The organism is Bifidobacterium sp. N4G05 (genome assembly GCF_002742445.1).
Classification (GTDB): domain Bacteria; phylum Actinomycetota; class Actinomycetes; order Actinomycetales; family Bifidobacteriaceae; genus Bifidobacterium; species Bifidobacterium hominis.
Map to the genome: position 1 here is coordinate 1 of NZ_NJNQ01000001.1, position 25,985 is coordinate 25,985.

The window sequence follows — 25,985 nt, forward strand, 5'->3', positions numbered from 1 at the left end:
CGGCCGGCACCGCGTACGGCAGGAACGTGCTGATGCGGAAGAACTTCGCGCCGTGCAGCTTCATGGAATCCAAAGCCAAAGCCATCGCCGCCGACAGGAACAGCATGATCGGCACCTGCACGCAGGTGAACAGCGCGACCCTGCCGACTGAGCTCCAGAACTGCTGGTCGTGGAACAGACGAATGTAGTTGCTGATTCCCACGAACTTCGTGCCGCCGATCATCTGCTTCTGGAAGAAACTGATGTAGACCGCGTACAGGATCGGGATCACGAACACGAACACGAACACCAACGCGAACGGCCACATAAACTTCCAACCACGCCAATCCGCCTTGTGTTTATTGACACGCACGGTTGCCGAATGCAGTGGCATATTGGCAACAACTTCCGTTGCTGACATCATTCCTCTCCTTCGAGGCAATACCATTTCACAGGGCAATTTACACCCCCGTAAAACAGCTCCTTCCAAATGTTTGCGTTATCATAATAACACTATATTCCAAAAGTGTCTACTTTTCGCACATTCTAGACCACATATTCACTGCATCGAACAAATTGCATGGTGACGAAAACAATACAGAAGTAAGCATGTAAAGTTAAGCACAGTACGCATTTTCGTTCGGAAGGTAGATACACATGGCACGCAACTCAGTCTCGCTGCAAGACGTCGCTAGGGAAGCAGGGGTTTCACCGCAGACCGTTTCCCGAGTGGCTAATGGGAGCGATGCCGTACGCCCAGCGACGAAACTTAAGGTCGAGGCAGCCATGGAGCATCTCGGATACAGGCCGAATTATGCGGCACGTGCTTTGAAAAGCGGACATTTCAACAATGTTGGTGTACTGCTTTCGCATATGTCGGCCTACGGGAACTCACGTATCCTCGAAGGCATCACTACAGCGGCCGCGAATAGCGGCTATTCCATCACCATTCGCCCCTTGGATAACCTGCAGGATCAGTCACTCACCGGCGCACTGAAACTTGTGGAAGGTCTCCCCCTCGATGGTGCAATCGTGATTATGGAACGCGATTTCACCGACTTCAACCAGTTCAAGCCATCCGACAACCTACCGGTAGTGCTTATTTGCGAGGAACCGGCAAACCACTGCCCTACCATCGATTCGGACTCGTATGGTTGCGCCACTGCAGCCGTGGACTTTTTCCTGTCGAAGGGGCATAAAACTGTGTACCACATCGCAGGCCCCACCGTTTCACGCGCAGCACAGAGCCGCATCAGAGGGTGGCGCGACGCATTAGCGCAAGTCGGCATTCCCACACCACCCATGTATTACGGCGACTGGGAAGCAGATAGCGGCTACCAAGCCGGATTGGCCTTGGCCCACGAAAAGGATTGCACCGCAATTTTCGCAGGCAACGATCAAATGGCATACGGTGCCATGCTTGGCCTGAGGACAGCCGGAAAGCGCGTTCCCGAAGATGTCAGCATTATCGGTGTGGACGATTCACTCCGCGGCGTTGTGCCCCGTCTTGAACTGACCACCGTACGTCTCAAGCTCAGAACTGTGGGAAAAGAGGCTTTTTCCATGATCGAGCAACAATGCAATGGCAAAAAAGTGCCTTCTGGAATCAAGAAACTTATCACCCCCGAATTCATCGACCGCGGATCCGTGGCAAAACTCGACTAATCGCAATATCTCGCGACTTTAATCAACGCAATCAATCAAATCAGCCAATACGAAAAAGGCGTCTCTCCAGCGTGGGTGAACCGCGTGGGAGAGACGCCTTCTAGATTGAAAATCTGTTGAAATCAGGCTTCGATGCCGAGCTGCTGGCGTTCCTTCTTGGAATACATGAACGCAGGAAGCTGACGGCCCTGCTTGAGCCAAGCATGATATTCGGCGGTTGCCGCAAACTCCACGTCGGAAGCGGAGTTCAGGCAGGTCTCCACGGAATCCTGAATAACACCGATGATGAAGCCGACACCCACCACCTGCATAGCGATGTCGTTGCTGATGCCGAACAGAGAGCAGGCCATCGGAATAAGCAGCAGAGAACCGCCAGCCACACCGGAAGCGCCGCATGCGCCGAGCGCCGACACCACAGACAGCAGAATGGCGGCCGGCAGCGAAATCTGAATGCCCATCGTATTGGCGGCAGCCATGGCCATGATGGTGATGGTGACGGCGGCACCGTTCATGTTGATGGTTGCGCCCAGCGGAATAGACACGGAATACATGTCTTTGTCAAGGCCAAGCTTCTCGCACAGCTGCATGTTGACCGGAATGTTCGCCGCGGAGGAACGAGTGAAGAATGCGGTCAGGCCGGATTCCTTGAAGCAGCGGTACACCAGCGGATACGGGTTGCGATGCAGGTACAGGAAAATGACCAGCGGACCGAACACGAGCACCATCAGCAGCATGGTGCCGACGAGCAGGAGCAGAAGGCTACCGTACTCGGTGAAGGCCGCCAAGCCGTTTTCGGAAACGCTGGTGAACACCAAGCCCATAATGCCGAACGGGGCGAGATTGATGACCCAACGAATCACCTGAGACACGCCATCGGCCACATTGGCAAGGAACGCCTTGGAGCTTTCATTGGCAATACCCTTCATGGCAAGACCGAACAGGCAAGCCCACATCAGAATGCAGATGTAGTTGCCGTCGATCATGGCCTGAATCGGATTGGCCACAATATTGGTCAGCAACGTCTGCACAACCTCGCTCAAGCCCTGCGGCACCACATCGGCGTCAGCGGCATCGCCCAACGATATGGTCTGCGGGAACATGCGAGACGTCAGCACCGCCACTACGGCGGACAGGAACGTGGTGAACAGATACAGGAAAAGCACCGTACCGAAACGGCTATCAAGCTTGGAATTACCCTGAGCCAGAGCGCTTGCAACCAGTACAAACACCAGAATCGGAGCGACGGCCTTCAATGCGCTTACGAACAGGGTGCCGAATTCGCCGATCCACGCCATATGCGGCACGACCAATGCCAGTGCGGTACCCGCGATAAGACCGACGATAATGCGGATAATCAGTGACACGCCGTTGTACTTGTCGGCAACGCCACGAAGCGCTTTCGAAATATGGTTCATATTCTCTCTCGTTCTTTCCAGCCAGCTTGCCTTTACCAGCCAACATAACAAGAGCACATCCTAATCACGCTCGGTAACACGAAATGTGAAATGTCCAATTATAGGGACACGCAACTTCAACACGCCATAGCGATGCGATCAAATATCAGTATATCGATGAACGGTTTTTATATGTCTTTATTCATCGAGCAATATCCGCTAATCAGACCGTTAATCAGCCAAGCGGCACTTTCGAAACGAATGTACGAGGCTCTCCCGTCACCGGATCGTCGAAACGTAACTCACGAGCCACTAATTCCAACGGCTGCGAGAAATCATCGTAAGAATGCTGCACAATATTCGGATAGAAATCATCGCCCAAAATCGGCAAGCCCAACGAATTCATATGCACACGCAACTGGTGCGTTTTGCCGGTTTTCGGGTGCAGCACATAATTCACATATGCTTTGCCGTCGACGCAACGTACCGCGCTCCCCCGCTCAATCAACGTTTGCGCATTGACGGTTTCCGGAATTTCGTACGCCTGAAGTCGCCCGCGATCCTTGCAAATATGCGATGCTCGGATTGCCGGAAATGGTTGATGCCTGTCGATTCTTACGATTGTTCCATATTGCGGATGCCGATCGGGGGCAAGTGGCGCCAAACATTCATAGGTTTTTATGGTTTTGCGATTTTGGAACAGCATTTGGTAAGCGCCACGCAATTCCGGTTTGCGCACAAATACGACGATACCTGCGGTAAGTCGGTCCAAACGGTGTGCGGGAACAATATCGGGTTCGCCATACTGTTCCCGAAGTCGGATCAACGCGGTTTCGCGATACCACATGCCGCGCGGTGTGGTGGCGAGAAAATGCGGCTTGTCAACCACGATAATCGCATCGTTCTCGTAAAGAACCTCACATTCGAACGGAATATGAGGCTCTTCAAGAACGTAACGATGCCTCTTCTGCTGACGCTGTTGACGCATCGTATGAACGATTACTCCACGGTGACGGACTTGGCGAGATTACGAGGCTTGTCAACGTCGTAATTCTTCAGCTTGGCCATGTCCATGGCGAATAGCTGAAGCGGCACCACATCCACCAGCGGACTCATCAGCGTCGGGCAAGCCGGACGCCAGAACACCACGTCCGCATAGCGTTCAACATCGGGATCGTTCTCTTCGGCCACGGCGATAATGTACGCACCACGGGCCTTGACCTCTTCGATACCGGAAATAACCTTGGCGTGCAGCACATTGCGGCCACGTGCCGGCGGCACGATGAACACTACCGGTTCGCCTTCATCCACCAATGCGATCGGACCGTGCTTGAGCTCGCCGGCCGCGAAGCCTTCGGTGAAGGTGTAGGCGATTTCCTTCAATTTCAACGCGCCTTCCATCGCAACCGGGTAGCCGACATGACGACCCAGGAACAGGAAGGACTTCGCATCGACCATCTGTGCGGCAGCATCATGCACGGTCTTGGCCTGCGTGTCAAGAACCCACTGGATCTTGCGAGGCATGTCTTTGAGGGAATCCAACGCCTGCGCGATCTCGTCACGGAACATTGCACCCTTGACCTGCGCCAAATACAAGCCAAGCACGTAGGCGGCAGTAATCTGCGCCACGAACGCCTTGGTGGAGGCGACCGCCACTTCCGGACCAGCGTGCGTGTACAGCACCGCGTCGGATTCACGTGGAATGGACGCGCCCTGCGTGTTGCAGATGGCCAGCACCTTCGAACCCTGCTCGCGCGCGTGGCGCAATGCCATCAGCGTGTCCATGGTTTCACCGGACTGCGAAATGGCCACCACCAACGTGCGCGGGGTGAGAATCGGATCACGATAGCGGAATTCGTGGGCAAGCTCCACTTCCACCGGAATACGCACCCAATGCTCGATGGCGTACTTGGCCACCATGCCCGCGTAGGCAGCGGTACCGCAGGCGATGACGATAATCTTGTCGATCGCCTTGAAATCATGCTCGTCGATGCGAACCTCGTCAAGATTGAGATTGCCGTCCTTGCCAAGACGTCCCAACAGCGTGCGCTGCACCGCCGCCGGCCCTTCGTGGATCTCCTTGTCCATGAAGGAGTCCCAACCGCCCTTTTCGGCCGCGGAAGCATCCCAATCCACGGTGTAGGTCTTCGGATCGGCCACGATGTTGCCCATGAAATCAGACACCACGACCTTATCGGCGGACACCATCACGGCCTGATCCTGGTCGATTTCCATGGCACGTTTCGTGTAGGCCACGAACGCGGCCACATCGGAACCAAGGAAATTCTCACCTTCGCCAAGACCAACCACCAGCGGCGAATCATGGCGGGCGCCGACCACGATACCCGGCTGACGGCAGTCAGTGGCGAGAATCGTGAACGCGCCTTCCAGCATGCGAGCCAAGCGTCGCACGGCCTTGAACAGGTCGGGTTTGCCGGTTTCCTCAACGATTTTCTCGCTGATTTTGCCCAGCAGTTTCGCCGCGACCTCCGTATCGGTTTCCGATGAGAAACGGTAACCTTCCGTCTGCAGATCAAGACGAAGTTGGGAGGCGTTTTCGATGATGCCATTATGAATGATGGCGACCTTGCCGTCTCGCGAGGTATGCGGATGCGCGTTGATATCGTTCGGCACGCCGTTGGTGGCCCAACGGGTGTGTCCGATGCCCACGGTGGCCATCGGCATTGGATTGCGTTCCACGTCTTCGATCAGATTGGCGAGACGCCCCGCCTTCTTACGCACTTCCACATGGTCCATGCCGGGCGCGGTCAGCGCCACACCAGCCGAATCATATCCGCGGTATTCCAAACGCTGGAGGCCTTGGAGGCACACTTCCAACGGCTTGCCGCACGCGGTTTCCACATTTCCTGCATATCCTACGATTCCACACATAACATCCCAGCTTATCGGGTAATGGTGTCATTTTCGAAACGAAACCGCTCCATCGCGCCGAACCTTTGATATATGGACACAAAAATCCCCATGCCGACAGTTTTCAACATGGGGATTTTCTTCAGCCATTCCCTTAATCGCAATTCTTGCGATGAAGAGATGTCTGACTCTTACGATTACACTTACGACGATTTACAGCACGTGCTGCAGGAAGTCCTTGAATCGTGGTTCCTGCGGATTGTCGATGATTTCAGGACCGCCCTGTTCCACAACAACACCGCCGTCCATGAATACGATCTGATCGGCGACTTCGCGTGCAAAGCCTATTTCGTGGGTGACAACCACCATGGTCATGCCTTCTTTCGCCAAAGACAGCATGACGTTCAGCACTTCGCCCACCAATTCCGGATCGAGTGCGGAGGTTGGCTCGTCGAACAGCATGATTTCCGGCTTCATGGCGAGTGCGCGGGCAATGGCCACACGCTGCTGCTGGCCTCCGGAAAGCTGTGCCGGATAGTGGTCAAGGCGATCGCCCATGCCCACTCGGTTCAGCTCTTCGATGGCAAGCTTGCGGGCTTCCTTTTTATCCATGTGCTTGACGTGGACCGGCGCTTCCATCACATTTTCGAGAGCCGTCATGTGCGGGAACAGGTTGAACCTCTGGAACACCATGCCCAGCTTGGAACGCTGTTCGGCCACTTCCTTGTCGTTCAAGGTCTGCAGCACCTGCTTGCCACCCTCATCGACATATTTATAGCCGATCATTTCGCCGTCGACGTCGATTTCGCCGCCGGTCAGCGTTTCCAACTGGTTGATCAGGCGCAGGAATGTGGATTTTCCGGAACCGGAAGGTCCCAGAATCACCGTCACCGAGCCGGGCATAACCGTCATATCGACGCCCTTGAGCACGTGCAGGCTACCGAAAGCCTTATGCACCTGCGTGGCCTTCACTGCGGGAACAACACCGTTGGTGGTTGGTTCAGTCATTGCTCACTCCCCTCACGCGGTCATGCCCGCGAACGTTGCCTCGTTCTGCTTGGTGATATCGTCTTTCGGTTCGCCTTCGGTTTTACCCGGCAGCGGCGGCTGCTTGCCGCGCGCGCCGGCCGGTCGTGCATCGAAGCCCTTGCCGAAATGCTTCTCCAGACGAGACTGCAGCACCATCAGGATGGAGGTGATCACCAAATACCAGATGCAGGCCACGATCAGCAGCGGAATCGGCTTGTACAGTCGGGTTGCGATTGCGGTGGTGGCGAACTGCAGTTCCAGCGTGAACGGCACGGCGTTGACCAGCGAGGTGGTCTTCAACATGCCGATGAACTCATTGCCGGTCGGCGGAATGATGATGCGCATGGCCTGAGGAAGCACCACGCGACGCATGATCATGGAACGCTTCATACCCAGCGCCTTGGCCGCTTCGGTCTGACCTGGATCGACGGCTTCAAGACCCGCACGCACGATTTCGGCCAGATATGCCGCTTCGTTCAGCGCGAGACCCAGCCATGCCGCGTTGAACGCGGTAATGACGGACTGCGAGTCAATGCTCCAGAATTCAATGGACGTGAAAGGAATGCCCACACCGATGCGGGGCACCAATACGGCGAACAGACCCCAGAACACCAGCTGCGTATACACAGGGGTGCCACGGAAGAACCAAATGTAGAACCAGCTCACGCCACGCAGCACCGGATTGATGGACTTGCGCATCACGGCCAGAATCACTGCCAGAACAATCGCGATGACCATGGAGATGACCGTCAGCAGCAGCGTGTATTTGATGCCTTCAAGCACATTCTCGTTGAACAGGTACTTCCCAACCACATTCCATTCGAAACGCGGATTGGTGATCAGGCCCTGCAGCAGCATGGCGGCGAGCAGAGCAACGATGACCGCCGCCACAATCGGGCCCGTACGCTTAACCGGCAGCGCTTTGATGCGATTCGGAATATCGAGGCCGTCGCCGTCGATCTGTTTTTTCGCCATGATGCTTCAGTTCCTTCGTTGTTGATGAAAATAGTGGAGATGAGATCAGTTGAGATCGGTCGGGTTGATCTCAGCCTTGTCCAGAGCACCGGATTCCACACCCCAATGCTTGAGGATCTTCATATACGTGCCATCGTCCATCAGCTTCTGTACGGCCTTCTGCACGGCTTCAGCAAGCTGGGTGTTGCCCTTCTTGACAGCGATGCCCTGCTTGGCCACGCCTTCGACGTCACCCAAGGCCTCAAGCTGTCCGTCGGTCTGGGAGATGGCATAACCGGCGACCGGCGAATCGGCATAGAACGCATCGGCCTTGCCCGTAGCCACTGCAGTGGCCGCTTCGGCCTGACGCTTGTACGACATCACTTCGGCCTTGTTGTCGGCCTCGCAGCCTTTGGCGATGGTGTTGGCCTCCTCTTCCTGCACGGTGCCGGTCTGCACCGCGATCTTCGCGCCACACATGTCGGAAGTGTCGAGCTTCTTCGGATTGCCCTTCTGCACGGCCCACGTGGAACCCGCACGGTAGTAGCTCACGAAATCCACGGACTGCATACGCTCTTCGGTGATGGTCATGGCGGTGATGCCCAGATCATACTTGGAGCCAATGGAAGGAATGATGGTGTCGAACATGGAAGACACGATGTTCGGCTTCAAACCAAGCGTCTTGGCGATGGCCTTGGTCATGTCGATATCATAGCCGACCGGAGTCTTACCGTCTTCGGCATAGAATTCAGCCGGAGCGTACGAAAGCTCCATACCGGCGGAAAGCTCGCCGTCCTTCACCAGATCGCTGGACGAAACCAGCTTGGCCAGCTCGTCATCTTTTTCAATGGTGCTGACATCGTAACCGGTGGTAGTGTTCGACGAATCCGACGAATCGCCGGACTTGGAAGCATCGGAGGTGCCGCAAGCGGCAGCGGAAAACAACATCGCCGCGCTCAGCACAAGCGCCACAACGGACTTGATCTTCAAAGACATGATACGCATATCCTTCTTCTTATCTCTTCATTGCCATACCGAGATCTCAACGCCATTCGATTGCAGAGAACCTCAGTATCTCAAATAGGCACGATAAGAGCGCAATGCTACATGTACGTTACGTTGCGCAAAACCTACGCACCAGCCAAGAATCACGGAAAATTCATATACGAAAAACGGAAGACACGCGGATTCGGTCCGCATGCCTTCCGTCATATCGGCATCACAGTATCACCGCGTACGATACCTGCCTTACGTTTGATCGTTCAGCCGAGGTCGGTCGGATTGATTTCGGCTTTGTCGACCGCTCCGGTCTCCACGCCCCAATGCTTGAGGATCTTCATATACGTGTCGTCATCCATGAGCTTCTGCAGTGCGGCCTGCACCGCCTTGGCTATATCGGAATCGCCCTTCTTGATGGCCACTGCCTCCTTGGTCACGCCGACATCCTCGCCAAGGGCTTCCAACGTGCCTTCGGTTTGCGGCACGGCCTCAAGACCGAACATATTGGCGAGCGCCTTGGCGATATCGACATCGAAGCCGACCGGGGTCTTGCCGTCCTCCGCAAGGAATTCCGCGGGAGCATACGGCGTGTCCATGCCGATGGTGAGCTTGCCGTCCTTGGTGACTGATTCCGGCAGCATTGCGGCTATATCAGCATACTTCGTCACACCGGAAACGTCATAACCGGTGACGTTCGACGACGACTTGGAATCACCGGAAGCCGTGGAATCGGACTTTTCCGATGTGCCGCACGCACCCAACGAAACGATCATGGCGGCGCTTAGCGCAAAAACAGTGAGTTTCCTTAGATTATTGAAAGCCATCGCGAATCATCTCTTCATTCCCGACCGTATAAAAACGGCCGAACCGAAGTTCTGCACGCACCCTAAAAACGATTGCTACGGCCGCGTTAATAGTACGCAAACTCTATTTGATATGCCGTTTTTCCCTACGAAAAAGCGGGTTTTGTCATATAACAATATGATCAAAACCCGCTTTGTTTCCGGCATGTCGCAAGCTATGCGATTCTTGAAACCGTCTGATCCGCAGACGGTTCAATCATGGAATCATTCGGCGCCCGGCGTATTGATTTCCGGCGTTTTGATGGCACCGTCCTCGACGCCCCAATACTTGAGGATCTTCAGATACGTACCGTCGTCAATGAGCTTCTGCACGGCCTTCTGCACGGCCTCATCCATCTGGCTGTCGCCTTTCTTGATGACGATGCCTTCCGGAGCAACGCCCTCGACCTTGCCAAGCGTTTCCAGCTGTCCATCGGTTTGCGCGATGGCATAGCCCGCGACCGGCGAATCGGCATAGAACACGTCAGCCTTGCCGGTGACAACGTTCGTGGTCACATCGGTCTGCAGCTTGCTGGAGATCACTTCAAGCTTATCCTTGCCGTCGGCCTCGCATTGCTTGGCCATCTTGTTGGCTTCGGTCTCCTGCATGGTGGCGGTCTGCACGGCCACCTTCTTGCCGCACAAATCGGACGTGTCGATCTTGTTCGGATTGCCCTTCTTCACGGCCCATGCCGATCCGGCATCGAAATGGCTTACGAAATCAACCGCATCCAAACGTTCCTTGGTCACGGTGAACGACGAAATGCCGATATCGTACTTGGATCCGACCGACGGAATGATCGAATCGAAATTCGCGGTTTCAGGATCCGCTTCAAGACCGAACACCTGTGCCAAAGCCTTGGCGATATCGACATCGAAGCCGACCGGGGTCTTGCCGTCCTCCGCAAGGAATTCCGCGGGAGCATACGACGTGTCCATGCCGATGGTGAGCTTGCCGTCCTTCGTCACATAGTCGGGCAACAGTTTGGCGATGTCATCGTCTTTCTGCACCGACGAAACATCGTACCCCGTCAGTTCGTTCGATTTCGAACCGCTATTGGACGAAGCCGCATCGTCGCTTCCATCACTGGTGCCGCATGCCGCTCCAGCAAACAGCATCGCAACGCTCAGCACACACGCGGCAGCCGCCTTCAGACTTTTCTTCGCTTCCATATCCTTCTCCTATGTCTCGCTCGGCCTATTCGACCGAATCCGAACCATACACTAGAGAAGTCAAGCTACAAAAATATTACGACCACCGCTTTATGTCAGTATGTGAAACCGGAAATTTTCCGGTTTCGACTTATCGCACTTGCTTGTTGGCATAGCGCATGGCACGCAACGCCTCACGCTTGTCTTGTTCCTCGCGCAACGCCTGACGCTTGTCGAATTCCTTCTTGCCTCGGGCCAACGCGATTTCCGCCTTGACGCGGCCATCCTTGAAATACAGGCTCAGCGGAATGATGGTGAAACCTTTAGCTTGGCTTTGACGTGCCAGCTTGTCGATCTGCGCCGCATGAAGCAGCAGCTTACGCTTGCGCTTAGGGGCATGATTGTTCCACGTACCATTGAGATATTCAGGAATGTTGGCTCCCTCAAGCCACATTTCACCGCGACGGTCGATGGTGATGAACGATTCGGCCAGCGATGCGCGTCCCTCACGAAGCGACTTCACTTCAGTGCCGGTCAACACCAGACCGGCTTCATACTTGTCTTCGATGGCGTAATCATGGCGTGCCTTCTTGTTCTGCGCAATCGGCTTCACACCTTGCTCCTTGGCCATGTCGGACCTCCTTTCCGGTTCTTCGAAGAAGTGTTTTGCAACGCAACAATCGACAATATCACGGAAGCGCGCCGCCCAACGATTCAGGCGGCGCGCTCCCGTGACACAACGTTCAAGGAAAAACTCAAACGCTCCTTGATGAATCAGTGCACATACCAGAACTGAGATGCGTTGTATAGCGTGCGGTACGACACATTGAAGGGACCACCGGACGCGTTCATCTCGGAAATGGTGATAGTGCTTCCGTTCACCGCTTCCACAACGGCCACATGACCGTAGAAACCATCTGCTCCAGCCTGTCCGGGAAGGAAGGAGAGAGCCGCACCCACCTGCGGATTATGGTCCACTCGCAGACCATATGAGGGAGCTGTACTATACCACTGACCACCGTTGCCCAAATATGAAGGGGTTCCGATGCCCATCTGTCTACGACGGTCGTACGCCCACCACGTGCACTGGCCGGCCACGTAGGCATTGCCGTAATCGCCATTGGAGGTTCCCTGACCGGAATTGTTATTGGTGCTCGGCGCGGGAGCAGGAGTGGGAGTAGGCGCAGGAGTAGGCGTCACATTGTTGCTGCCATTATTGGTATTGCTGTTGCCTGGCTGGGTCTGCCCTTGATTGCCGCCATTGTTTTGATTGGCTGCGGCGGCCTGCTCGGCTGCATACTGGCGATTGAAGGAATCGACCTGCGACTGCAACATAACCGTTTGCGCCGCCTGCTTGGCCACGTCACTATTCAGCTGCGACTGCTTGCTTTCCAATTCGGCACGGCGGGTCTCGCCTTCTGCGCGCAACTGGTCAAGCGAGTCGCGCTGGGTCTGTGCGGAGGCGGCAGCCTGCTGTGCGGATGCAGCCTTTTCATCAGCTGTGGTTTTCAGATTGGCGATCTGCTTTTCGATTGCGGCAAGACGTTCGCTACGGTTCATCGACGTGTTCAACGTATTCGCCGCATCGCTGGCCGCATTGGCCTCGGTACGGCTCAACGCATCACGCGACTGCATGGAGTTGATGAACTCCTGCGTACTTGTGGCACCGGTCACCACACTCATCACGGTGGATGTGTCGGAACCATGCATATCTTCACGAGCCATCTGTGCCACGGCCGCATGCGCGTCGTCGTAGTCCTTGCCCGTCTGCTCAATCTGCGCTTCGAGGTTTTCCTTGTCTTTCTGCGCCGCTTCCAAACGGGAAGCGGCAGCCTCCGCCTCGCTTTGCGCCGAAGCGGCAGCGGCATTGGCCTCATCGACCTCAGCTTGGGCCGCCGGAATCTTCGTATTCGTCAATTCGTCCAGCTCGACGATCTTGTCTGCCAGATCGGACTTCACGCCAGAAAGCTGCGAACGCAACCGCGCTTCCCGCTGTGCGCTATTGGACTTCTGATTCTGCGCGTTCACCAGATTGCTATACGTATTTGCATGCGCCTGCGGAACAACAGGCGCGAACGGGGCGATCGCCATCGTGGCGCACATAGCCCCCGTTGCAAACACCGCAGCGGCCGGCTTGAGAGCTTTTTTGCTTATCATTCGGTCACTTGCCTCCCATCATTGTTCCACACCATAGCATCTCATGCTTAAAATCCGCGACACGTACCGCCACCTGCCATTAAGCAATACCTATCAGGCCTTCAGATATCTATGCAGCGATACCGTGGATGCAACCACAGACAGCAATACCGCTCCAAGAACCAGAATCGGCGAAATCCAAAGTACTGTCATCTGATTCACATACGGAATCCATTTCACGGAAGTCGCAAGCCAATCAGTGACGAACACCTTCACCAATACCGAAAGCGTGGCGCAAGACAGCAGCGAACCCACCAACGACGCGACCACACCTTCCAGAACGAACGGCAATCTAATCGTCCAGTTCGAAGCACCCACCAAACGCATGATTTCCGTTTCGGTTTTGCGAGACGCCGCAGACATGCGAATCGTGGTGCCGGTCAGCATAATGGCAACAACCACCATCACCGTGGCCAATGCGGCGGTCGCAATGGTAGCGCGGTTCAGCACGGCAAAAACCGGCTCGAAAATCTGCCGTTGGTCACTGACGGTATCGACGCCTTCCTTGCCGGAAAGCACTTCGGAAACCACCTGGTATTTTTCAGGATTCTTGAGTTTGAGCCACAATGAATCCTGCATGTCATCGGCAGTAAGCGTACGCCCCTGATATTCGCCGTTCGGATATTGCTTGAGGAAGGTGTCGTTATAGAAATCTTCCTTGCTGACGAAGGTGATCTGCGAAACATCATCGGCAAGCTCATTGCGGATGGTTTGCTGCAAGTCGTTGATCTGTGCCTGCGTCGCGGCGGTTCCCGCAGTGCAGTTCACGGATTGGCTGGTGCCGTCGGGGCACATCCACACCACCACTTCGACCTTGGAATACCAATCGCCTTTGGCTTTGGTGATCTGCGCCTGGGTAAGCACCGACGCTCCGATGAAAAGGAATGAGATGAAGGTAACGAGCATCACCGAAAGCAGCATGGGCACGTTACGCTTGAGGCTGCTCCAGGTTTCGGAAAGAATGAAACGCAAACGCATCAGTCGTTCTCCTTGTTTTCGGACGTTTCATGCTGTTCGGCGGATTGTTCTGCGCAGTTCGCTTCGTCATCGTCAGTTGCCGCGGGAACGGCAGGAGGGGCCGGAGGCGCTGGCGGCACGGGAGGCATAGGCGGTGCCGGAGGCGCAGGAACCGTTGGCTCCGCCGGCTGCTCGTTTTCATCCGCGTTTCCTGCTTCGACACTTGTTTCAGACGAAACGATAGTGGCATCGGCATTGGATTCGCTCTGGGAAAGTGCAGACGAATCAGCTTGTTCCTGTTCGGCAAGTTCCTCGATCTTCAGCCCCTTGCCCCAGGTCAGCGTGGTCTCCACCGGGGCGAACGCCTCTCCGTAACGGCCGGTGCGACCGGAATGCACGGAATTGGCAAGTCGCGCAATGCCCGCATCTCCATTGCCACTGTGGATGGCAGCGGCTACTGCATCGACCGCATTCGCCGCGGTTTCGGCTCGCGTCGCACCTTCCACATCCACCGTCCCATCGGAAGCATCGGACACGACCAAACCGCTTGGCGCACGGTATTTCGCGTCGGCATCGCCACCATTCAGCGCCTGATGCGATTTGGATTCCACTTCGGCATCCGGGAAGTACAGTGCGGAATCGTAGGATCCCTGCTGCTCGTCACGCACGATTTTGCCGGTATGCAGTTCGACCACGCGTTTGCGCATGGAGTTGACGATTTCCTCATTATGCGTGGCCATGACGACGGTAGTGCCGGTGCGGTTGATGGCGTCAAGCACTTCCATAATGCCTAACGATGTGGTCGGATCAAGGTTTCCGGTAGGCTCATCGGCCAGCAGAATCTGCGGATGGTTCACATACGCTCGCGCGATGGCCACACGCTGCGCCTCACCGCCGGAAAGCTCATGCGGGTAGCTGTCCTCCTTGCCGGTGAGTCCAACCGTCTGCAGCACTTTTGGCACCAACGATTTGATGGTAGAACGGCTTGTGCCGATCACTTCAAGTGCAAATGCCACATTCTCCCACACCGTTTTGTTGTTCAACAGCTTGTAATCCTGGAAGATGAAACCGATGGAACGACGATAATGAGGCACCTGCCGTGCGGACAGGCGTCGCAAATCGTTGCCTGCGATGCGGATTTCGCCGTCCGTGGCCTCCTCTTCACGCAGCAACAGGCTCAGCAATGTGGTTTTGCCAGAACCCGATGCGCCTACGAGGAACACGAAATCCCCTCGATTGATGTCGAGATTGATATCATCCAACGCAGGCCTGGTGCCTTTTGGATACACCTTGCTCACATGTTCAAGCGAAATCAGCGCCATCGTCGTACCCCTCCACTATGTGCTGTTCTGATTACGGTAATCGCAGCTTTTAGGCTTCCGCTTCTTCCGCAGCCTCGCGACGCTGTTCATGACGCCAGCGGATACCAGCTTCGATGAACGCGTCGATGTCACCGTCGAACACGGCCTGGGTCTGCGAGGTCTCATAGCCAGTGCGCAGATCCTTGACCATCTGATACGGATGCAGCACGTAGGAGCGCATCTGATCACCCCAGCTGGCCTTGATATCGCCGGCGAGTTCCTTCTTCTTCTTGGCTTCCTCTTCGTGGCGCAGCACCAACAGTCGGGACTGCAGCACGGCCATGGCCGCGGCACGATTCTGAATCTGCGAGCGCTCATCCTGCATGGTCACCACGATGCCGGTCGGAATGTGGGTGATGCGCACCGCGGAATACGTGGTGTTCACGCCCTGACCGCCAGGACCGGAAGAACAGTAGGTATCAACACGGATTTCGGAATCAGGAACGTCGATATGATCGGTCGCTTCGACAAGCGGCACCACTTCCACAGCTGCGAAGCTGGTCTGACGGCGGCCCTGGTTGTCGAATGGGGAGATGCGCACCAGACGGTGGGTGCCGCCTTCCACGCTCATGCGACCATACGCATAGGGGGCATCCACCTGGAAGGTGGCGGACTTGATGCCCGCCTCTTCCGCATAAGATGTATCCATGACCTTGGCCTTGTAGCCGTTGCGTTCCGCCCAACGCAGGTACATGCGCAACAGCATCTGTGCGAAGTCGGCCGCATCCACGCCGCCGGCACCGGAGCGAATGGTCACCACTGCGGAACGTTCGTCGTATTCGCCGTCAAGCAGGGTCTGGATTTCCATGTCAGCCAGATCGTTCTGAATGCTTTCAACTTCAGACCGCGCTTCCGCCAACGTGTCGGCGTCGTCTTCTTCCTGTCCCAATTCCACGAGCGTCTCGACGTCGTCGATACGCTGGATTGCGGAGGCGAGACGCTTCAGCTGGGACTGCACCGCGGAAAGCTTGCTGGTCACCTTCTGCGCGTTTTCAGGGTCATCCCACAGTCCCGGTTCGGCCGCCTGCACTTCAAGATCCTTGGCCTGTGCGGTCAGTCGGTCGACGTCAAGCGCCTTGGAAATCGATTCGTATTTGGCGCGTGCTTCGCCGATTGCTTGGGAAAAATCAAATTCTGCCATCGTTTACACCATACATTTCTTTATGCGTTCTTTATATTCTGTCATGGAGCCTCATACGGCTTTCGCACAATCCTCAATTTTTCCGCATGCCCACATGCTCGCTCCCACCCTGCCGAACCGCGAACCAGTCTCGTTACGTATGGGAATGCAGACCCGGGGAGGATCGTACCAGACCAAGGGCGTCAAAGACCTGCGTAGATAGCAGGAATCACCAGACTCAGCAGCATCGCCGCGGCAATGACGATGCACACCGCTCGCACCAAAGTGCGGCGGCGGCGCTCTCGCTGCTCGCGTTCGCTTCTGTAGTCACTCATGGGGCACCAGTATAGGCAACACCTTCTACTTATCGACTTACGGCATTTTTGACGCAGTCTCGTATTTCATGCGCGGAAATCATGCACTAATCATTCGAAAACGTGAACGAATCATTTATGGTAGGGCTCTCCGGCATTGATTTTGTACGCACGATAGATCTGTTCCAACAAAATAACGCGCATTAACTGATGCGGGAACGTCATTTTGGAGAAGCTCAGCAGGTAGTTCGCCCGTTTCAAAATCGTTGGATCGAGTCCGAGCGAGCCGCCGATGATGAGTTGGATATGACTTGTGCCGTGCAGCCCGAGACCATCGATTTTCCGCGCAAGTTCCTCGCTGGTCAGCTGATGGCCTTCGATGGCGAGCGCGATGACGAACGCATCGTCACGTATATGCTTGGCGATGCGTTCGCCTTCCTTGGCTTTGATTTGCCGTTCAACTCCCTCACTGGCATGCTCGGGCGTTTTCTCGTCGGCCACTTCGACGATGTCAAGCTTGCAGTATCGGCTGAGTCGTTTCGAATATTCGGCGATGGCGTCGCGCAGATATTTTTCCTTGACTTTACCGACGGTGATAAGGGAGATTTTCATGGCTTGTTTTTTAGTTCTTGTGCAGTTTTTCGTTCAGTTCGATACCGGTCTTGCGATAGCGCGCTTCGATACGGCCGGACACCGAGTTGCGGATGAACAGAATGTTGTCTTTGCCGGAAAGGTCGGCACCCTTGACGGTCTCGAGCGGTTCTCCCGCTGCGACCTTGGCCTTGTCGTAGATGGTTACCTTGGTACCGGCGGTCACATACAGGCCGGCTTCAACCACGCAGTTGTCGCCGAGGGAGATGCCGATGCCCGCGTTCGCGCCGAGCAGCGAATGCTCGCCGATGGAGTTCTTGAGCTTGCCGCCACCGGACAGGGTGCCCATGATGGATGCGCCGCCGCCGATGTCGGAACCGTTGCCGACCACAACGCCTTGGGAGACTCGGCCTTCCACCATGGAAACGCCGAGCGTGCCAGCGTTAAAGTTCACGAAGCCGGCATGCATGACGGTGGTACCTTCGGAAAGGTGGGCGCCCAAACGCACGCGGTCGGCATCGCCGATACGCACGCCGGTCGGCACCACATAGTCGACCATGCGCGGGAACTTGTCGATCGACAGCACGTTCACGTCGGCCTTCGGCAAGCCCGGAGCGCTCTGGTTGGCAGCGGCCATCACATCGAGCTTGCGCAGAGCGAAATCCTCGACCGCGAACGGTCCATAGTTGGTCCACACCACATTGTTGAGGGCCGCGAAAATGCCGTCCAGGTTCAGTGTGTTCGGCTTGGCCAGACGCATGCTCAGCAAGTGCAGACGCAGGTAGGCGTCGGCGGCGTCTTCGATCGGCTCCTCAAGCTTCGACACGGTGAACACCGGAATGCGGCGTACGCCACGCGCGTCCACTCCCTCATGGGCGAGGTTGTCGAAATTGTGGTTCGGGCGGGCCACTTCCTTCGGTGCCTCGCCAAGCTTCAATTCCGGATACCAAACATCCAAGGTATTGCCGGCCGCGTCCACGCTGGCCAGACCCCAACCCCACGCAGTGCGCTGATCGGTCATTCTTCGCTCCTTCACAATAGTGATTGCATTACTTGCACGTTTCCGTGCAATACTTTAGCCGCAGGGCTTGGCGAAAGGCATCACGATTCCATGAAACAGCGAAAAAGCAACTATCGACGGTCGATCGGAACATAATCGCGTTCGGTGTAACCGGTGTACACCTGACGGGGGCGACCGATCTTGGTGTTCGGATCGGCAAGCATCTCACGATATTGCGCAATCCAACCGGGAATGCGTCCCAATGCGAACAATGTGGTGAACATCGACGGATCGAACCCGATCGCACGGTAGATCAATCCCGTGTAGAAGTCGACATTCGGATACAGGTGACGAGACACGAAATACTCGTCATTCAGCGCGATCTTCTCCAATTCCGTGGCGACATCGAACAATGCACGCTCATCGGCAGGCAGTTTCAACGTATCCGCACGTTCCATGATCTTCTGCAGATACGTCTTGGCGATCGCCGCACGAGGATCATACGATTTGTACACTCGGTGGCCAAGGCCGGAAATGCGCTGACCACTGGTTTTGGCGTCTTCCACGAATTCCTTGACGGTTTTACCCGAATCGCGAATGGCTTTGAGCTGACGCAGCACCGCCTCATTCGCACCGCCATGCAATGGGCCCGAAAGCGCGTTGATGCCTGCGGCGACCGCGGAATACAGGTTGGCGTGGGCGGAACCGGCGATACGCACCACGGACGTGGAGCAGTTCTGCTCATGATCGGCATGGATGATCAGCAGTCGGCCGAGCGCGTGCACGTACAGCGGATCGGAGTCGAACGGCTCGTACGGCACCGCGAAGCACATGCGCAGAAAATCGTCCACGTAACCGCGCGAATAATCCGGGTAAAGCATCGGCTCATCACGACGACGGCGGAAAATGTAGCTGACGATGGTTCGCGCCTTCGCCATGATAATGGTCGCAGCTTCATCAAGCTGGTCGGAATCGTTGATATCCGTAGTATCCGGGTAGAAGGTGGCAAGCGCGTTGACCGCGGACGCCATCACGCTCATCGGATGCGCAGTACGCGGGAAGGAGCCCATGAAGGTGCGGAAATCCTCCCCCACCATCGTACGATGGTTGATGTCGGAAATGAAACGGTCGTACTGCTCCCGATTCGGCAGTTCGCCGTGGCGCAACAGCCATGCGACCTCAAGGAAGTCGGATTGCTCGCACAGTTGCTCGATCGGGTATCCACGGTAGCGCAGAATCGAGTTCTTGCCGTCGATGTAGGTGATTTTCGATTCGCATTGCGCGGTCGTCAGAAATCCGGGGTCAAGCGTGACCCAGCCATCATTACGCAGCGTTGATACCACGATGCCGTCCGCGCCTGCCGTGGCTTCGACCACCGGCAGGGTGAAGTCTTTGGATTCCACACTCAGATTGGCTGTGGCCATGCTTGCACGCTCCTTAACCGTCACAATCGTTCGGAAGTATCGAACACTATATGGCATCCGCGTTTCCAAGCATGGTTTCGTCTCAAAATCAATCGATTGACATTCGATCCCTCATTCCCGTATAACGAATAATCAGTTTTCCCGTGCGAAATTACGCATATAAAAAGCCGATGTCTAGAATTGCAAAAGAATTCCAGACATCGGCTTCGCCTGATAAATTTCGTTAGTCCACTACGAAATCACAACGTTTTCGCCAACCACTGATCACTTGTCACGAACGGTGAGAATCACCGGGCCATTATCGGTAATGGCAATGGTGTGCTCGCTGTGCGCGCCACGGGAACCATCGGAGCTCTTCAGCGTCCAACCATCCTTCGGATCCTGGTAAATCTCGTCGGTGGTCTTGAGGAACCACGGTTCGATAGCGATGACCAGGCCCGAACGCAGCTTGTAGCCGTGGTGGGCGCGGCCATCGTTCGGCACGTGCGGATCGCCGTGCATGATACGGCCGACGCCGTGACCGCCGAATTCAAGGTTAATCGGATAACCGTATTCGCGGGCCACATCGCCGACGGCCGCGGAAACATCACCCAGACGGTTGCCCGGCTGTGCGGCGGCGATACCGGCTTCCAAAGCCTCTTCGGTGCACTTGATCAGACGTAGATCCTCAGGATCCTTATGCTCGCCTACCACAAAACTGATGGCGGAATCGGCAACCCAACCGTCGACGTTAATCGCCAGATCGAGGCTGACCAAATCTCCGTCTTTCAGGTTGTAGTCGAACGGAACGCCATGCAGCACCGCATCGTTCACGGAAATGCAAATGTAGTGTGCGAACGGGCCGGTGCCAAAATCCGGAGCGTAGTCGACGTAGCAGGATTCGGCTCCCTTGCGGTCGACGATGCGCTTGTGCACGAATTCGTCGATTTCCAGCAGATTGGTACCAACTTTGGTGAATTCCTTGAGATCACGCAGAATACCGCCGACGAAACGGCCGGCCGGCTTCATCTCTTCGATCTCTTTCGGTGTCTTCAGTTCAATCATGCTTATAACCCTACTTCGTACGCCCTACAGTGCATGTGTTTCTTGCGATCAGGCAATCGCGTCTTGCATATGGAATTGCATAATGACGATTATTCGTTTCGGATACACTGTTTTGTCATCAAAGATGGATAGTGTGAAGTCATGAGTACCACTTTGAATTCGGGTATTGATCCGGCATCGTTCTCCGCCGTGACCGGCCCTGCGCAAGATCTGTTCCGCTATGTCAACGGCCCGTGGATCGACATGTATCGCCTTCCTGACGACCGTTCCCGTTATGGTTCGTTCGACAAGCTCGCCGAAGACGCCGAAAACCAGATTCGTGAGATTCTCGAGGACGATGACTGCCCTGCCGAGAAGTCCCACGCCCTGTATGCAAGCTTCCTTGATGTCGATACCATCAACGCTTCCGGGCTCGCCGCCATCGAACGCCAGCTTGAGGCCATTGATGCCGCTGCCAGCAAAACCGAACTCACCCGCGCTTTGGGCGCGATGAATCCGGCTGGCGGCCCTGACTTGATTGGCATTGCCGTATATGGCGATCCCGGCGCTCCCGAAACCAACATCATCCATGTTGAGCAGGCCGGTTTGGGTCTGCCCGATGAAGCGTATTACCGTGAAGACCACTATGCGCCGATTCGCGAAGCGTACGTCGATATGGTGGCCAAGCAGCTCAAGAACGCGAAGCTTGCCGCCGATAGCGAGCAAGCCGAAGCCGATGCCAAGCGTTTCCTCGATGTTGAGACGCGTATCGCCGCGAACCATTGGGACAATGTAGCCACCCGTGATTCGGTGAAGACCTATAATCCCACTGATTATGCGGAATTGAGCGGCATGCTTGCCGATTATGATTTCGACGCATGGATCGAATCTTGGCAGTCCGCATATGATCAGACTTCCGCAGCGCAGGTGCAACCGCTTGATTTCCGCGGTGTTTTCAACCGTGTGGTGGTGCATGAGCCGAGCTTCCTCACCGGTCTTAACGCGTTCTGGAAGACCGCGGACCTTGATGATCTCAAGCTGTGGGCTCGCGTGCATGTGATCATCGGATCCACATTGGAGCTGCCGCACGAATTCGATGAGACGAATTTCGAATTCTATGGCAAGACGTTGTCTGGCCAGAAGCAGCAGCGTGTGCGCTGGAAGCGTGGCGTTTCGCTGGTCAACGGCATTTGCGGCGAGGATGTGGGCCGCGAATATGTGAAGAGGCACTTCCCCGAGTCGTCGAAGCAACGCATGGAACAGCTGGTCGGCAATCTGATCGACGCCTACCGCATGTCCATCTCCAGTTCTGCCTGGCTTGGCGAGGAAACCAAGCAGAAGGCGTTGGAGAAGCTCTCCAAGTTCGTGCCGAAGATCGGTTACACGAACCATTGGCGTGACTATTCCGCGCTTGACGTACATGAGGATGCCGGTTTCGCCGAGAACATGCGTGCCGCCAACCTGTATGAGACCGGCTACCAGTTAGCCAAGGTCGGCAAGAGCGTTGACAAGGACGAATGGCTGATGAATCCGCAGACGGTGAACGCCTACTATGAGCCGACCATGAACGTGATCGTGTTCCCGGCCGCCATTCTGCAGCCGCCGTTCTTCGATCCGAACGCCGAAGACGCCGCAAATTACGGTGGTATCGGCGCAGTGATCGGTCATGAGATCGGCCACGGTTTCGACGATCAGGGCGCCCAGTATGACGGCGACGGCAAGCTCAACGATTGGTGGACCGAAGAAGACAAAGCCAATTTCAAACAGCTCACGCAGAAGCTCATCGACCAGTACAACGCATTCGTACCGACTCAGCTCGCCGAAAAGTACGCCGATGATCCCACCCAGGCTCCGCATGTGAACGGCGCGCTGACCATCGGCGAGAACATCGGCGACTTAAGTGGCGTGAACATCGCACTCAAGGCGTACTCGTTCGCCCTTGACGAGGCAGCCGGCCGTGAGAAGAACGGATCCATGGACGCAATTGAGGATTCGCTGGCTGAAGCGCCGCAAATCGACGGTTTCACCGGATTGCAGCGTTTCTTCCTCAGCTATGCATCCATCTGGCGCACCAAGAATCGTGACGAGCTGGCGGAGCAGTATCTGCAGATCGACCCGCATTCCCCCGCTGAATGCCGCACGAACGGCATCGCACGCAACGTTGACCTGTTCTACAAGGCGTTCGATGTGAAGCCTGAGGACGGCATGTGGCTTGATCCCGATCAGCGCGTGCGCATCTGGTAGCGAGCCGCATCATCAGTAGGCAATCGTCGCCAATCGTACAAGGCATTGATGCCTCCTAATGTATGTCGCCGCCGAATTCTTCGGGATCTCCCGAGAATTCGGCGGCTTCGTCATCTTCGGGAACCACTATCTCAACCGGAGCCACGCTGCCATGTCTTGCGAACGGGTCGACTCCTACTTGAGGTTCCATGCCCTTCGTTTCCGGTTGGGCTTGGTCGTTTGGCTTGACGAACTTACGCAACGTAGTGACGCCACGGTTGAGGTCATGTCCTGCCGCGCTGGCTTCCAGCACAATGCGCGACTGCGGTTTACCATTCATATCGGTCCATGTTTCCGTGGCAAGCGAACCCATTACAATAACCGGTTCGCCTTTCTTCAACGATTGGCAGATGTTTTCGGATAGATTCCGGTACGCTTTCACCGTGATCCACGTGGTGGGAAGATCTTTCCATTGCTGTGTGCGATTGTCGAAATACCGTCTGGTGCTTGCCATTCTGAACGAGCTGGCATGAGGCATGCCATCCTTGTTGAATTGCGTGGGATTGGCGCCCACATATCCGGTGATGGTGATGAGAGCTTGCTGTTGTGCCATGATCGGCCCTTTCTGTCGCTTTGGTAAATAAAGGGGCCGCGGAAAGCACCGATGAAGGTGCGAAAGCAACGTGCAGTCGGAGAAATGGGTTGCGAGAGAGGGGCTCTGCACGCCTTTCCGCTTCCTTGCGTTTCCGCGGTAGAACCACTATCACTGATTCGACCATACTGACACAAGCGCAACCGACAAATGTGGATAAAGGACGCCGTTTCGGGCGAGTCGTGGATAGTCGGTGGATAAATTTCACTTATCCACAGCAATGTACTGTCGATATGTGCATGTTTTCCGCAAAATCATGCTTCCGTCTATCTGTTTTCTAGATAAAAAAACGGAAGACTATGGAACATCCATAATCTCCCGTTTATATATGCTGAAATAATCGGAAAAAAGATTATTACCTCAGCAGTGCGGCGACACGGTCGGCGATCACCTGAGCGGCGTCGGCAACAGGCACGGCTTCGGCGTTCTCGCCATTGCGGTCACGCACTTCGATGGTGCCATTGTTGACAGTGTCACGGCCTGCGACGGCGACCAGCGGCACACCGATAAGCTCGGCATCCTTGAATTTGACGCCCGGGGAAACCTTCTTGCGGTCATCGAAGATCACTTCGATGCCCTTGGCTTCCAGCTCGGCGATCAGTTGCTCGGCGGCTTCGAATGCGGCCGCATCCTTGCCGGTGGCCACCACATGCACCTGGGCGGGAGCGATGATGGCCGGCCATGCCAAGCCCTTCTCGTCATGGTGGGTTTCGGCGATGCAAGCCATCACACGAGACACGCCAATGCCGTAGGAGCCCATCCACACCGGCACGGTCTTGCCGTTCTGGTCAAGCACCTTCAGGCCGAGCGCGTTGGAATACTTCAGACCGAGCTGGAACACCTGACCGATTTCCACACCGCGTTCGAAGCTCAGCGGGCCGGAACCGTCCGGGCTCATGTCGCCGTGGCGAACCTGCACAGCCTCCACCACGCCGTCGGCCTCAAAGTCACGGCCATACACGAGATCGTAGTAGTCAACACCGGCTTCATCAGCGCCGGTGAACCATGCGGAGCCGCGGGCGATATGCGCGTCGATAAGGTAACGCAACGCTTCGCCGGTTTCGTTGGCGTTTTCGGCCTTTTCACCGCCGCGAGCCTGCGGGCCAAACGCCATCGGGCCAATATAGCCCTTGACGAGTTCCGGATGCTTCTTCAGATCCTCGTCGGTGGCCTCTTCGATTTCAGCCGGAGTGAACTGCGCTTCAAGACGCTTCATGTCGACGGTACGATCGCCAGGCACGCCGACAACCACCAGTTCGCGCCACGGCTCGTCATGATCGTCATCCTGCGGATGCATCACGGCGATTACCACATTCTTCAGAATATCGGAAGCCTCCCACGCGCGGCCGTCGGAACGCGGATGGTTGGCGTTGGCGAATTCAACCATCTGATCGATGGTTTCAGCATTCGGCGTCGGACGCTTTTCAGCGGTCGGAGTGTTGCTGAAGTCGATGGCTTCCGGTTCCGGAGTGGTCAGCGCCTCAACATTCCAAGCCTTGCCGCTCGGAGACTGGGCGAAGGTGTCTTCGCCGATTTCCATCGGAGCAAGGAACTCTTCGGATTCGAAACCGCCCATCGGGCCGGCCATGGCGTGCACCGGCACATACTTCAAATCGAGACGGTTGAAAATACGCTCATAGGCGCCACGCTCGTCCATATACGCCTTGACAAGACCTTCCTTGTCGAGCGTGAAGGAGTAGGCGTCCTTCATGATGAATTCACGGCCACGGATCAGGCCTGCACGCGGACGGAATTCGTCACGATACTTGGTCTGAATCTGGTAGAGGGTAACCGGCAGATCCTTGTAGGAGGAGTACAGGTCCTTGACCAGCAAGGTGAACATTTCCTCATGGGTCGGTGCCAGCAGGTAGTCGGCCTCATGACGATCCTTCAAACGGAAGATGTTGTCGCCATACTCTTCCCAACGATGGGTGGCCTCATACGGCTCACGCGGCAGCAGACCGGAGAAGTGAACTTCCTGGGCGTCGATCGAAGCCATTTCCTCACGGATGATGTTTTCGATCTTGTTCAGAACATTCAGGCCCAGCGGCAGCCAGGTCCAAATACCCGGAGCGGCCTTGCGCAGGTAGCAGGCGCGCTGCAGAAGCTTATCCGATACGACATCTGCATCGGCGGGATCCTCACGCAGAGTGCGCAGGAACATGGTGGACATACGAAGTGCTTTAGTCATATGCCCAAAACTACTCAGGCAAGGGGACGTAAGCCCAATCCAGACACC

General features: G+C 55.9%; 23 protein-coding genes. 2 read left to right on the top strand and 21 right to left on the bottom strand.

The window, feature by feature from the left end; translation table 11 throughout:
* On the bottom strand, positions 1-400 hold a 400-nt coding region (locus tag CE153_RS00005; RefSeq protein ID WP_442861956.1), incomplete at its 3' end, for a carbohydrate ABC transporter permease.
* Positions 401-636: 236 nt separating this feature from the next.
* Here CE153_RS00005 and CE153_RS00010 point away from each other — a divergent pair.
* Positions 637-1,644 carry a LacI family DNA-binding transcriptional regulator gene (locus CE153_RS00010; RefSeq protein WP_099594742.1) on the top strand — a complete coding sequence of 336 codons (1,008 nt, stop codon included), beginning with the start codon at positions 637-639 and terminating at the stop codon, positions 1,642-1,644.
* A 122-nt stretch (positions 1,645-1,766) separates the two neighbouring features.
* Here CE153_RS00010 and sstT read toward each other — a convergent pair whose 3' ends face one another.
* The 18 genes from sstT to map form a co-directional block, all read right to left on the bottom strand.
* Complete coding sequence (sstT, locus tag CE153_RS00015) at positions 1,767-3,059, bottom strand: serine/threonine transporter SstT (RefSeq protein ID WP_099594743.1); 1,293 nt, start codon at positions 3,057-3,059, stop codon at positions 1,767-1,769.
* A 214-nt stretch (positions 3,060-3,273) separates the two neighbouring features.
* Positions 3,274-4,026, bottom strand: a complete 753-nt coding sequence (locus CE153_RS00020; RefSeq protein ID WP_099594744.1) for a pseudouridine synthase — start codon at positions 4,024-4,026, stop codon at positions 3,274-3,276.
* Between the two features lie 11 nt (positions 4,027-4,037).
* Positions 4,038-5,930 carry a glutamine--fructose-6-phosphate transaminase (isomerizing) gene (gene glmS / locus CE153_RS00025; RefSeq protein ID WP_099570858.1) on the bottom strand — a complete coding sequence of 631 codons (1,893 nt, stop codon included), beginning with the start codon at positions 5,928-5,930 and terminating at the stop codon, positions 4,038-4,040.
* Positions 5,931-6,122: 192 nt separating this feature from the next.
* Positions 6,123-6,917, bottom strand: coding sequence for an amino acid ABC transporter ATP-binding protein (locus tag CE153_RS00030; protein WP_099594745.1), 795 nt, complete (start codon positions 6,915-6,917; stop codon positions 6,123-6,125).
* A gap of 12 nt (positions 6,918-6,929) precedes the next feature.
* A complete protein-coding gene (locus CE153_RS00035) occupies positions 6,930-7,913 on the bottom strand; it encodes an amino acid ABC transporter permease (RefSeq protein WP_099594746.1) in 984 nt (327 codons plus the stop codon).
* Positions 7,914-7,958: 45 nt separating this feature from the next.
* Positions 7,959-8,888 (bottom strand): ABC transporter substrate-binding protein, encoded by a 930-nt coding sequence (locus tag CE153_RS00040; RefSeq protein WP_099594936.1) that lies wholly within the window; start codon positions 8,886-8,888, stop codon positions 7,959-7,961.
* Positions 8,889-9,154: 266 nt separating this feature from the next.
* A complete protein-coding gene (locus tag CE153_RS00045) occupies positions 9,155-9,715 on the bottom strand; it encodes a transporter substrate-binding domain-containing protein (protein ID WP_099594747.1) in 561 nt (186 codons plus the stop codon).
* Between the two features lie 243 nt (positions 9,716-9,958).
* The gene (locus tag CE153_RS00050) at positions 9,959-10,906 is read right to left on the bottom strand and encodes an ABC transporter substrate-binding protein (protein ID WP_099570861.1); all 948 of its coding nucleotides are present in this window, start codon (positions 10,904-10,906) and stop codon (positions 9,959-9,961) included.
* Between the two features lie 130 nt (positions 10,907-11,036).
* The gene (gene smpB / locus CE153_RS00055) at positions 11,037-11,516 is read right to left on the bottom strand and encodes an SsrA-binding protein SmpB (RefSeq protein WP_004219704.1); all 480 of its coding nucleotides are present in this window, start codon (positions 11,514-11,516) and stop codon (positions 11,037-11,039) included.
* A 143-nt stretch (positions 11,517-11,659) separates the two neighbouring features.
* Positions 11,660-13,042: a CHAP domain-containing protein gene (locus CE153_RS00060; protein ID WP_099594748.1), complete on the bottom strand. Its 1,383-nt coding sequence runs from the start codon at positions 13,040-13,042 to the stop codon at positions 11,660-11,662.
* 93 nt (positions 13,043-13,135) lie between these two features.
* Positions 13,136-14,059, bottom strand: coding sequence for a permease-like cell division protein FtsX (gene ftsX, locus CE153_RS00065; RefSeq protein WP_099594749.1), 924 nt, complete (start codon positions 14,057-14,059; stop codon positions 13,136-13,138).
* Entirely contained in the window at positions 14,059-15,360 is a 1,302-nt protein-coding gene (gene ftsE, locus CE153_RS00070; RefSeq protein ID WP_099570864.1) for a cell division ATP-binding protein FtsE, read from the bottom strand. The genes ftsX and ftsE overlap by 1 nt, the downstream gene beginning before the upstream one ends.
* 49 nt (positions 15,361-15,409) lie before the next feature.
* Positions 15,410-16,540, bottom strand: coding sequence for a peptide chain release factor 2 (prfB, locus tag CE153_RS00075; protein ID WP_099570865.1), 1,131 nt, complete (start codon positions 16,538-16,540; stop codon positions 15,410-15,412).
* 182 nt (positions 16,541-16,722) lie between these two features.
* Positions 16,723-16,854: a hypothetical protein gene (locus tag CE153_RS09070; protein ID WP_003835721.1), complete on the bottom strand. Its 132-nt coding sequence runs from the start codon at positions 16,852-16,854 to the stop codon at positions 16,723-16,725.
* A gap of 111 nt (positions 16,855-16,965) precedes the next feature.
* Positions 16,966-17,445, bottom strand: coding sequence for a 23S rRNA (pseudouridine(1915)-N(3))-methyltransferase RlmH (gene rlmH / locus CE153_RS00080; RefSeq protein ID WP_099594750.1), 480 nt, complete (start codon positions 17,443-17,445; stop codon positions 16,966-16,968).
* Positions 17,446-17,455: 10 nt separating this feature from the next.
* Entirely contained in the window at positions 17,456-18,445 is a 990-nt protein-coding gene (gene dapD, locus CE153_RS00085) for a 2,3,4,5-tetrahydropyridine-2,6-dicarboxylate N-succinyltransferase (protein ID WP_099594751.1), read from the bottom strand.
* A 110-nt stretch (positions 18,446-18,555) separates the two neighbouring features.
* Positions 18,556-19,848: a citrate synthase gene (locus tag CE153_RS00090; RefSeq protein ID WP_099570868.1), complete on the bottom strand. Its 1,293-nt coding sequence runs from the start codon at positions 19,846-19,848 to the stop codon at positions 18,556-18,558.
* A 264-nt stretch (positions 19,849-20,112) separates the two neighbouring features.
* Entirely contained in the window at positions 20,113-20,892 is a 780-nt protein-coding gene (gene map / locus CE153_RS00095; RefSeq protein WP_099570869.1) for a type I methionyl aminopeptidase, read from the bottom strand.
* A gap of 141 nt (positions 20,893-21,033) precedes the next feature.
* On the opposite strand from map, the gene CE153_RS00100 reads away from it, so the two are divergent.
* Entirely contained in the window at positions 21,034-23,115 is a 2,082-nt protein-coding gene (locus CE153_RS00100) for a M13 family metallopeptidase (protein WP_099594752.1), read from the top strand.
* A 55-nt stretch (positions 23,116-23,170) separates the two neighbouring features.
* Here CE153_RS00100 and CE153_RS00105 read toward each other — a convergent pair whose 3' ends face one another.
* Together CE153_RS00105 and CE153_RS00110 are read right to left on the bottom strand one after the other, a co-directional pair.
* A complete protein-coding gene (locus CE153_RS00105) occupies positions 23,171-23,707 on the bottom strand; it encodes a single-stranded DNA-binding protein (RefSeq protein ID WP_099570871.1) in 537 nt (178 codons plus the stop codon).
* A 394-nt stretch (positions 23,708-24,101) separates the two neighbouring features.
* A complete protein-coding gene (locus CE153_RS00110) occupies positions 24,102-25,937 on the bottom strand; it encodes a proline--tRNA ligase (protein ID WP_099570872.1) in 1,836 nt (611 codons plus the stop codon).
* Positions 25,938-25,985 lie beyond the last annotated feature (48 nt).

Bases quoted from the DNA above. Each gene is read 5' to 3' on its own strand.
- CE153_RS00060 (WP_099594748.1), bottom strand. From the start codon at position 13,042: ATGATAAGCAAAAAAGCTCTCAAGCCGGCCGCTGCGGTGTTTGCAACG.
- CE153_RS09070 (WP_003835721.1), bottom strand. From the start codon at position 16,854: ATGAGTGACTACAGAAGCGAACGCGAGCAGCGAGAGCGCCGCCGCCGC.
- rlmH (WP_099594750.1), bottom strand. From the start codon at position 17,445: ATGAAAATCTCCCTTATCACCGTCGGTAAAGTCAAGGAAAAATATCTG.
- dapD (WP_099594751.1), bottom strand. From the start codon at position 18,445: ATGACCGATCAGCGCACTGCGTGGGGTTGGGGTCTGGCCAGCGTGGAC.
- CE153_RS00050 (WP_099570861.1), bottom strand. From the start codon at position 10,906: ATGGAAGCGAAGAAAAGTCTGAAGGCGGCTGCCGCGTGTGTGCTGAGC.
- CE153_RS00100 (WP_099594752.1), top strand. From the start codon at position 21,034: ATGAGTACCACTTTGAATTCGGGTATTGATCCGGCATCGTTCTCCGCC.
- smpB (WP_004219704.1), bottom strand. From the start codon at position 11,516: ATGGCCAAGGAGCAAGGTGTGAAGCCGATTGCGCAGAACAAGAAGGCA.
- CE153_RS00105 (WP_099570871.1), bottom strand. From the start codon at position 23,707: ATGGCACAACAGCAAGCTCTCATCACCATCACCGGATATGTGGGCGCC.
- CE153_RS00045 (WP_099594747.1), bottom strand. From the start codon at position 9,715: ATGGCTTTCAATAATCTAAGGAAACTCACTGTTTTTGCGCTAAGCGCC.
- CE153_RS00040 (WP_099594936.1), bottom strand. From the start codon at position 8,888: ATGTCTTTGAAGATCAAGTCCGTTGTGGCGCTTGTGCTGAGCGCGGCG.
- prfB (WP_099570865.1), bottom strand. From the start codon at position 16,540: ATGGCAGAATTTGATTTTTCCCAAGCAATCGGCGAAGCACGCGCCAAA.
- CE153_RS00010 (WP_099594742.1), top strand. From the start codon at position 637: ATGGCACGCAACTCAGTCTCGCTGCAAGACGTCGCTAGGGAAGCAGGG.
- CE153_RS00035 (WP_099594746.1), bottom strand. From the start codon at position 7,913: ATGGCGAAAAAACAGATCGACGGCGACGGCCTCGATATTCCGAATCGC.
- CE153_RS00020 (WP_099594744.1), bottom strand. From the start codon at position 4,026: ATGCGTCAACAGCGTCAGCAGAAGAGGCATCGTTACGTTCTTGAAGAG.
- glmS (WP_099570858.1), bottom strand. From the start codon at position 5,930: ATGTGTGGAATCGTAGGATATGCAGGAAATGTGGAAACCGCGTGCGGC.
- CE153_RS00090 (WP_099570868.1), bottom strand. From the start codon at position 19,848: ATGGCCACAGCCAATCTGAGTGTGGAATCCAAAGACTTCACCCTGCCG.
- ftsE (WP_099570864.1), bottom strand. From the start codon at position 15,360: ATGGCGCTGATTTCGCTTGAACATGTGAGCAAGGTGTATCCAAAAGGC.
- CE153_RS00110 (WP_099570872.1), bottom strand. From the start codon at position 25,937: ATGACTAAAGCACTTCGTATGTCCACCATGTTCCTGCGCACTCTGCGT.
- CE153_RS00030 (WP_099594745.1), bottom strand. From the start codon at position 6,917: ATGACTGAACCAACCACCAACGGTGTTGTTCCCGCAGTGAAGGCCACG.
- ftsX (WP_099594749.1), bottom strand. From the start codon at position 14,059: ATGCGTTTGCGTTTCATTCTTTCCGAAACCTGGAGCAGCCTCAAGCGT.
- map (WP_099570869.1), bottom strand. From the start codon at position 20,892: ATGATTGAACTGAAGACACCGAAAGAGATCGAAGAGATGAAGCCGGCC.
- sstT (WP_099594743.1), bottom strand. From the start codon at position 3,059: ATGAACCATATTTCGAAAGCGCTTCGTGGCGTTGCCGACAAGTACAAC.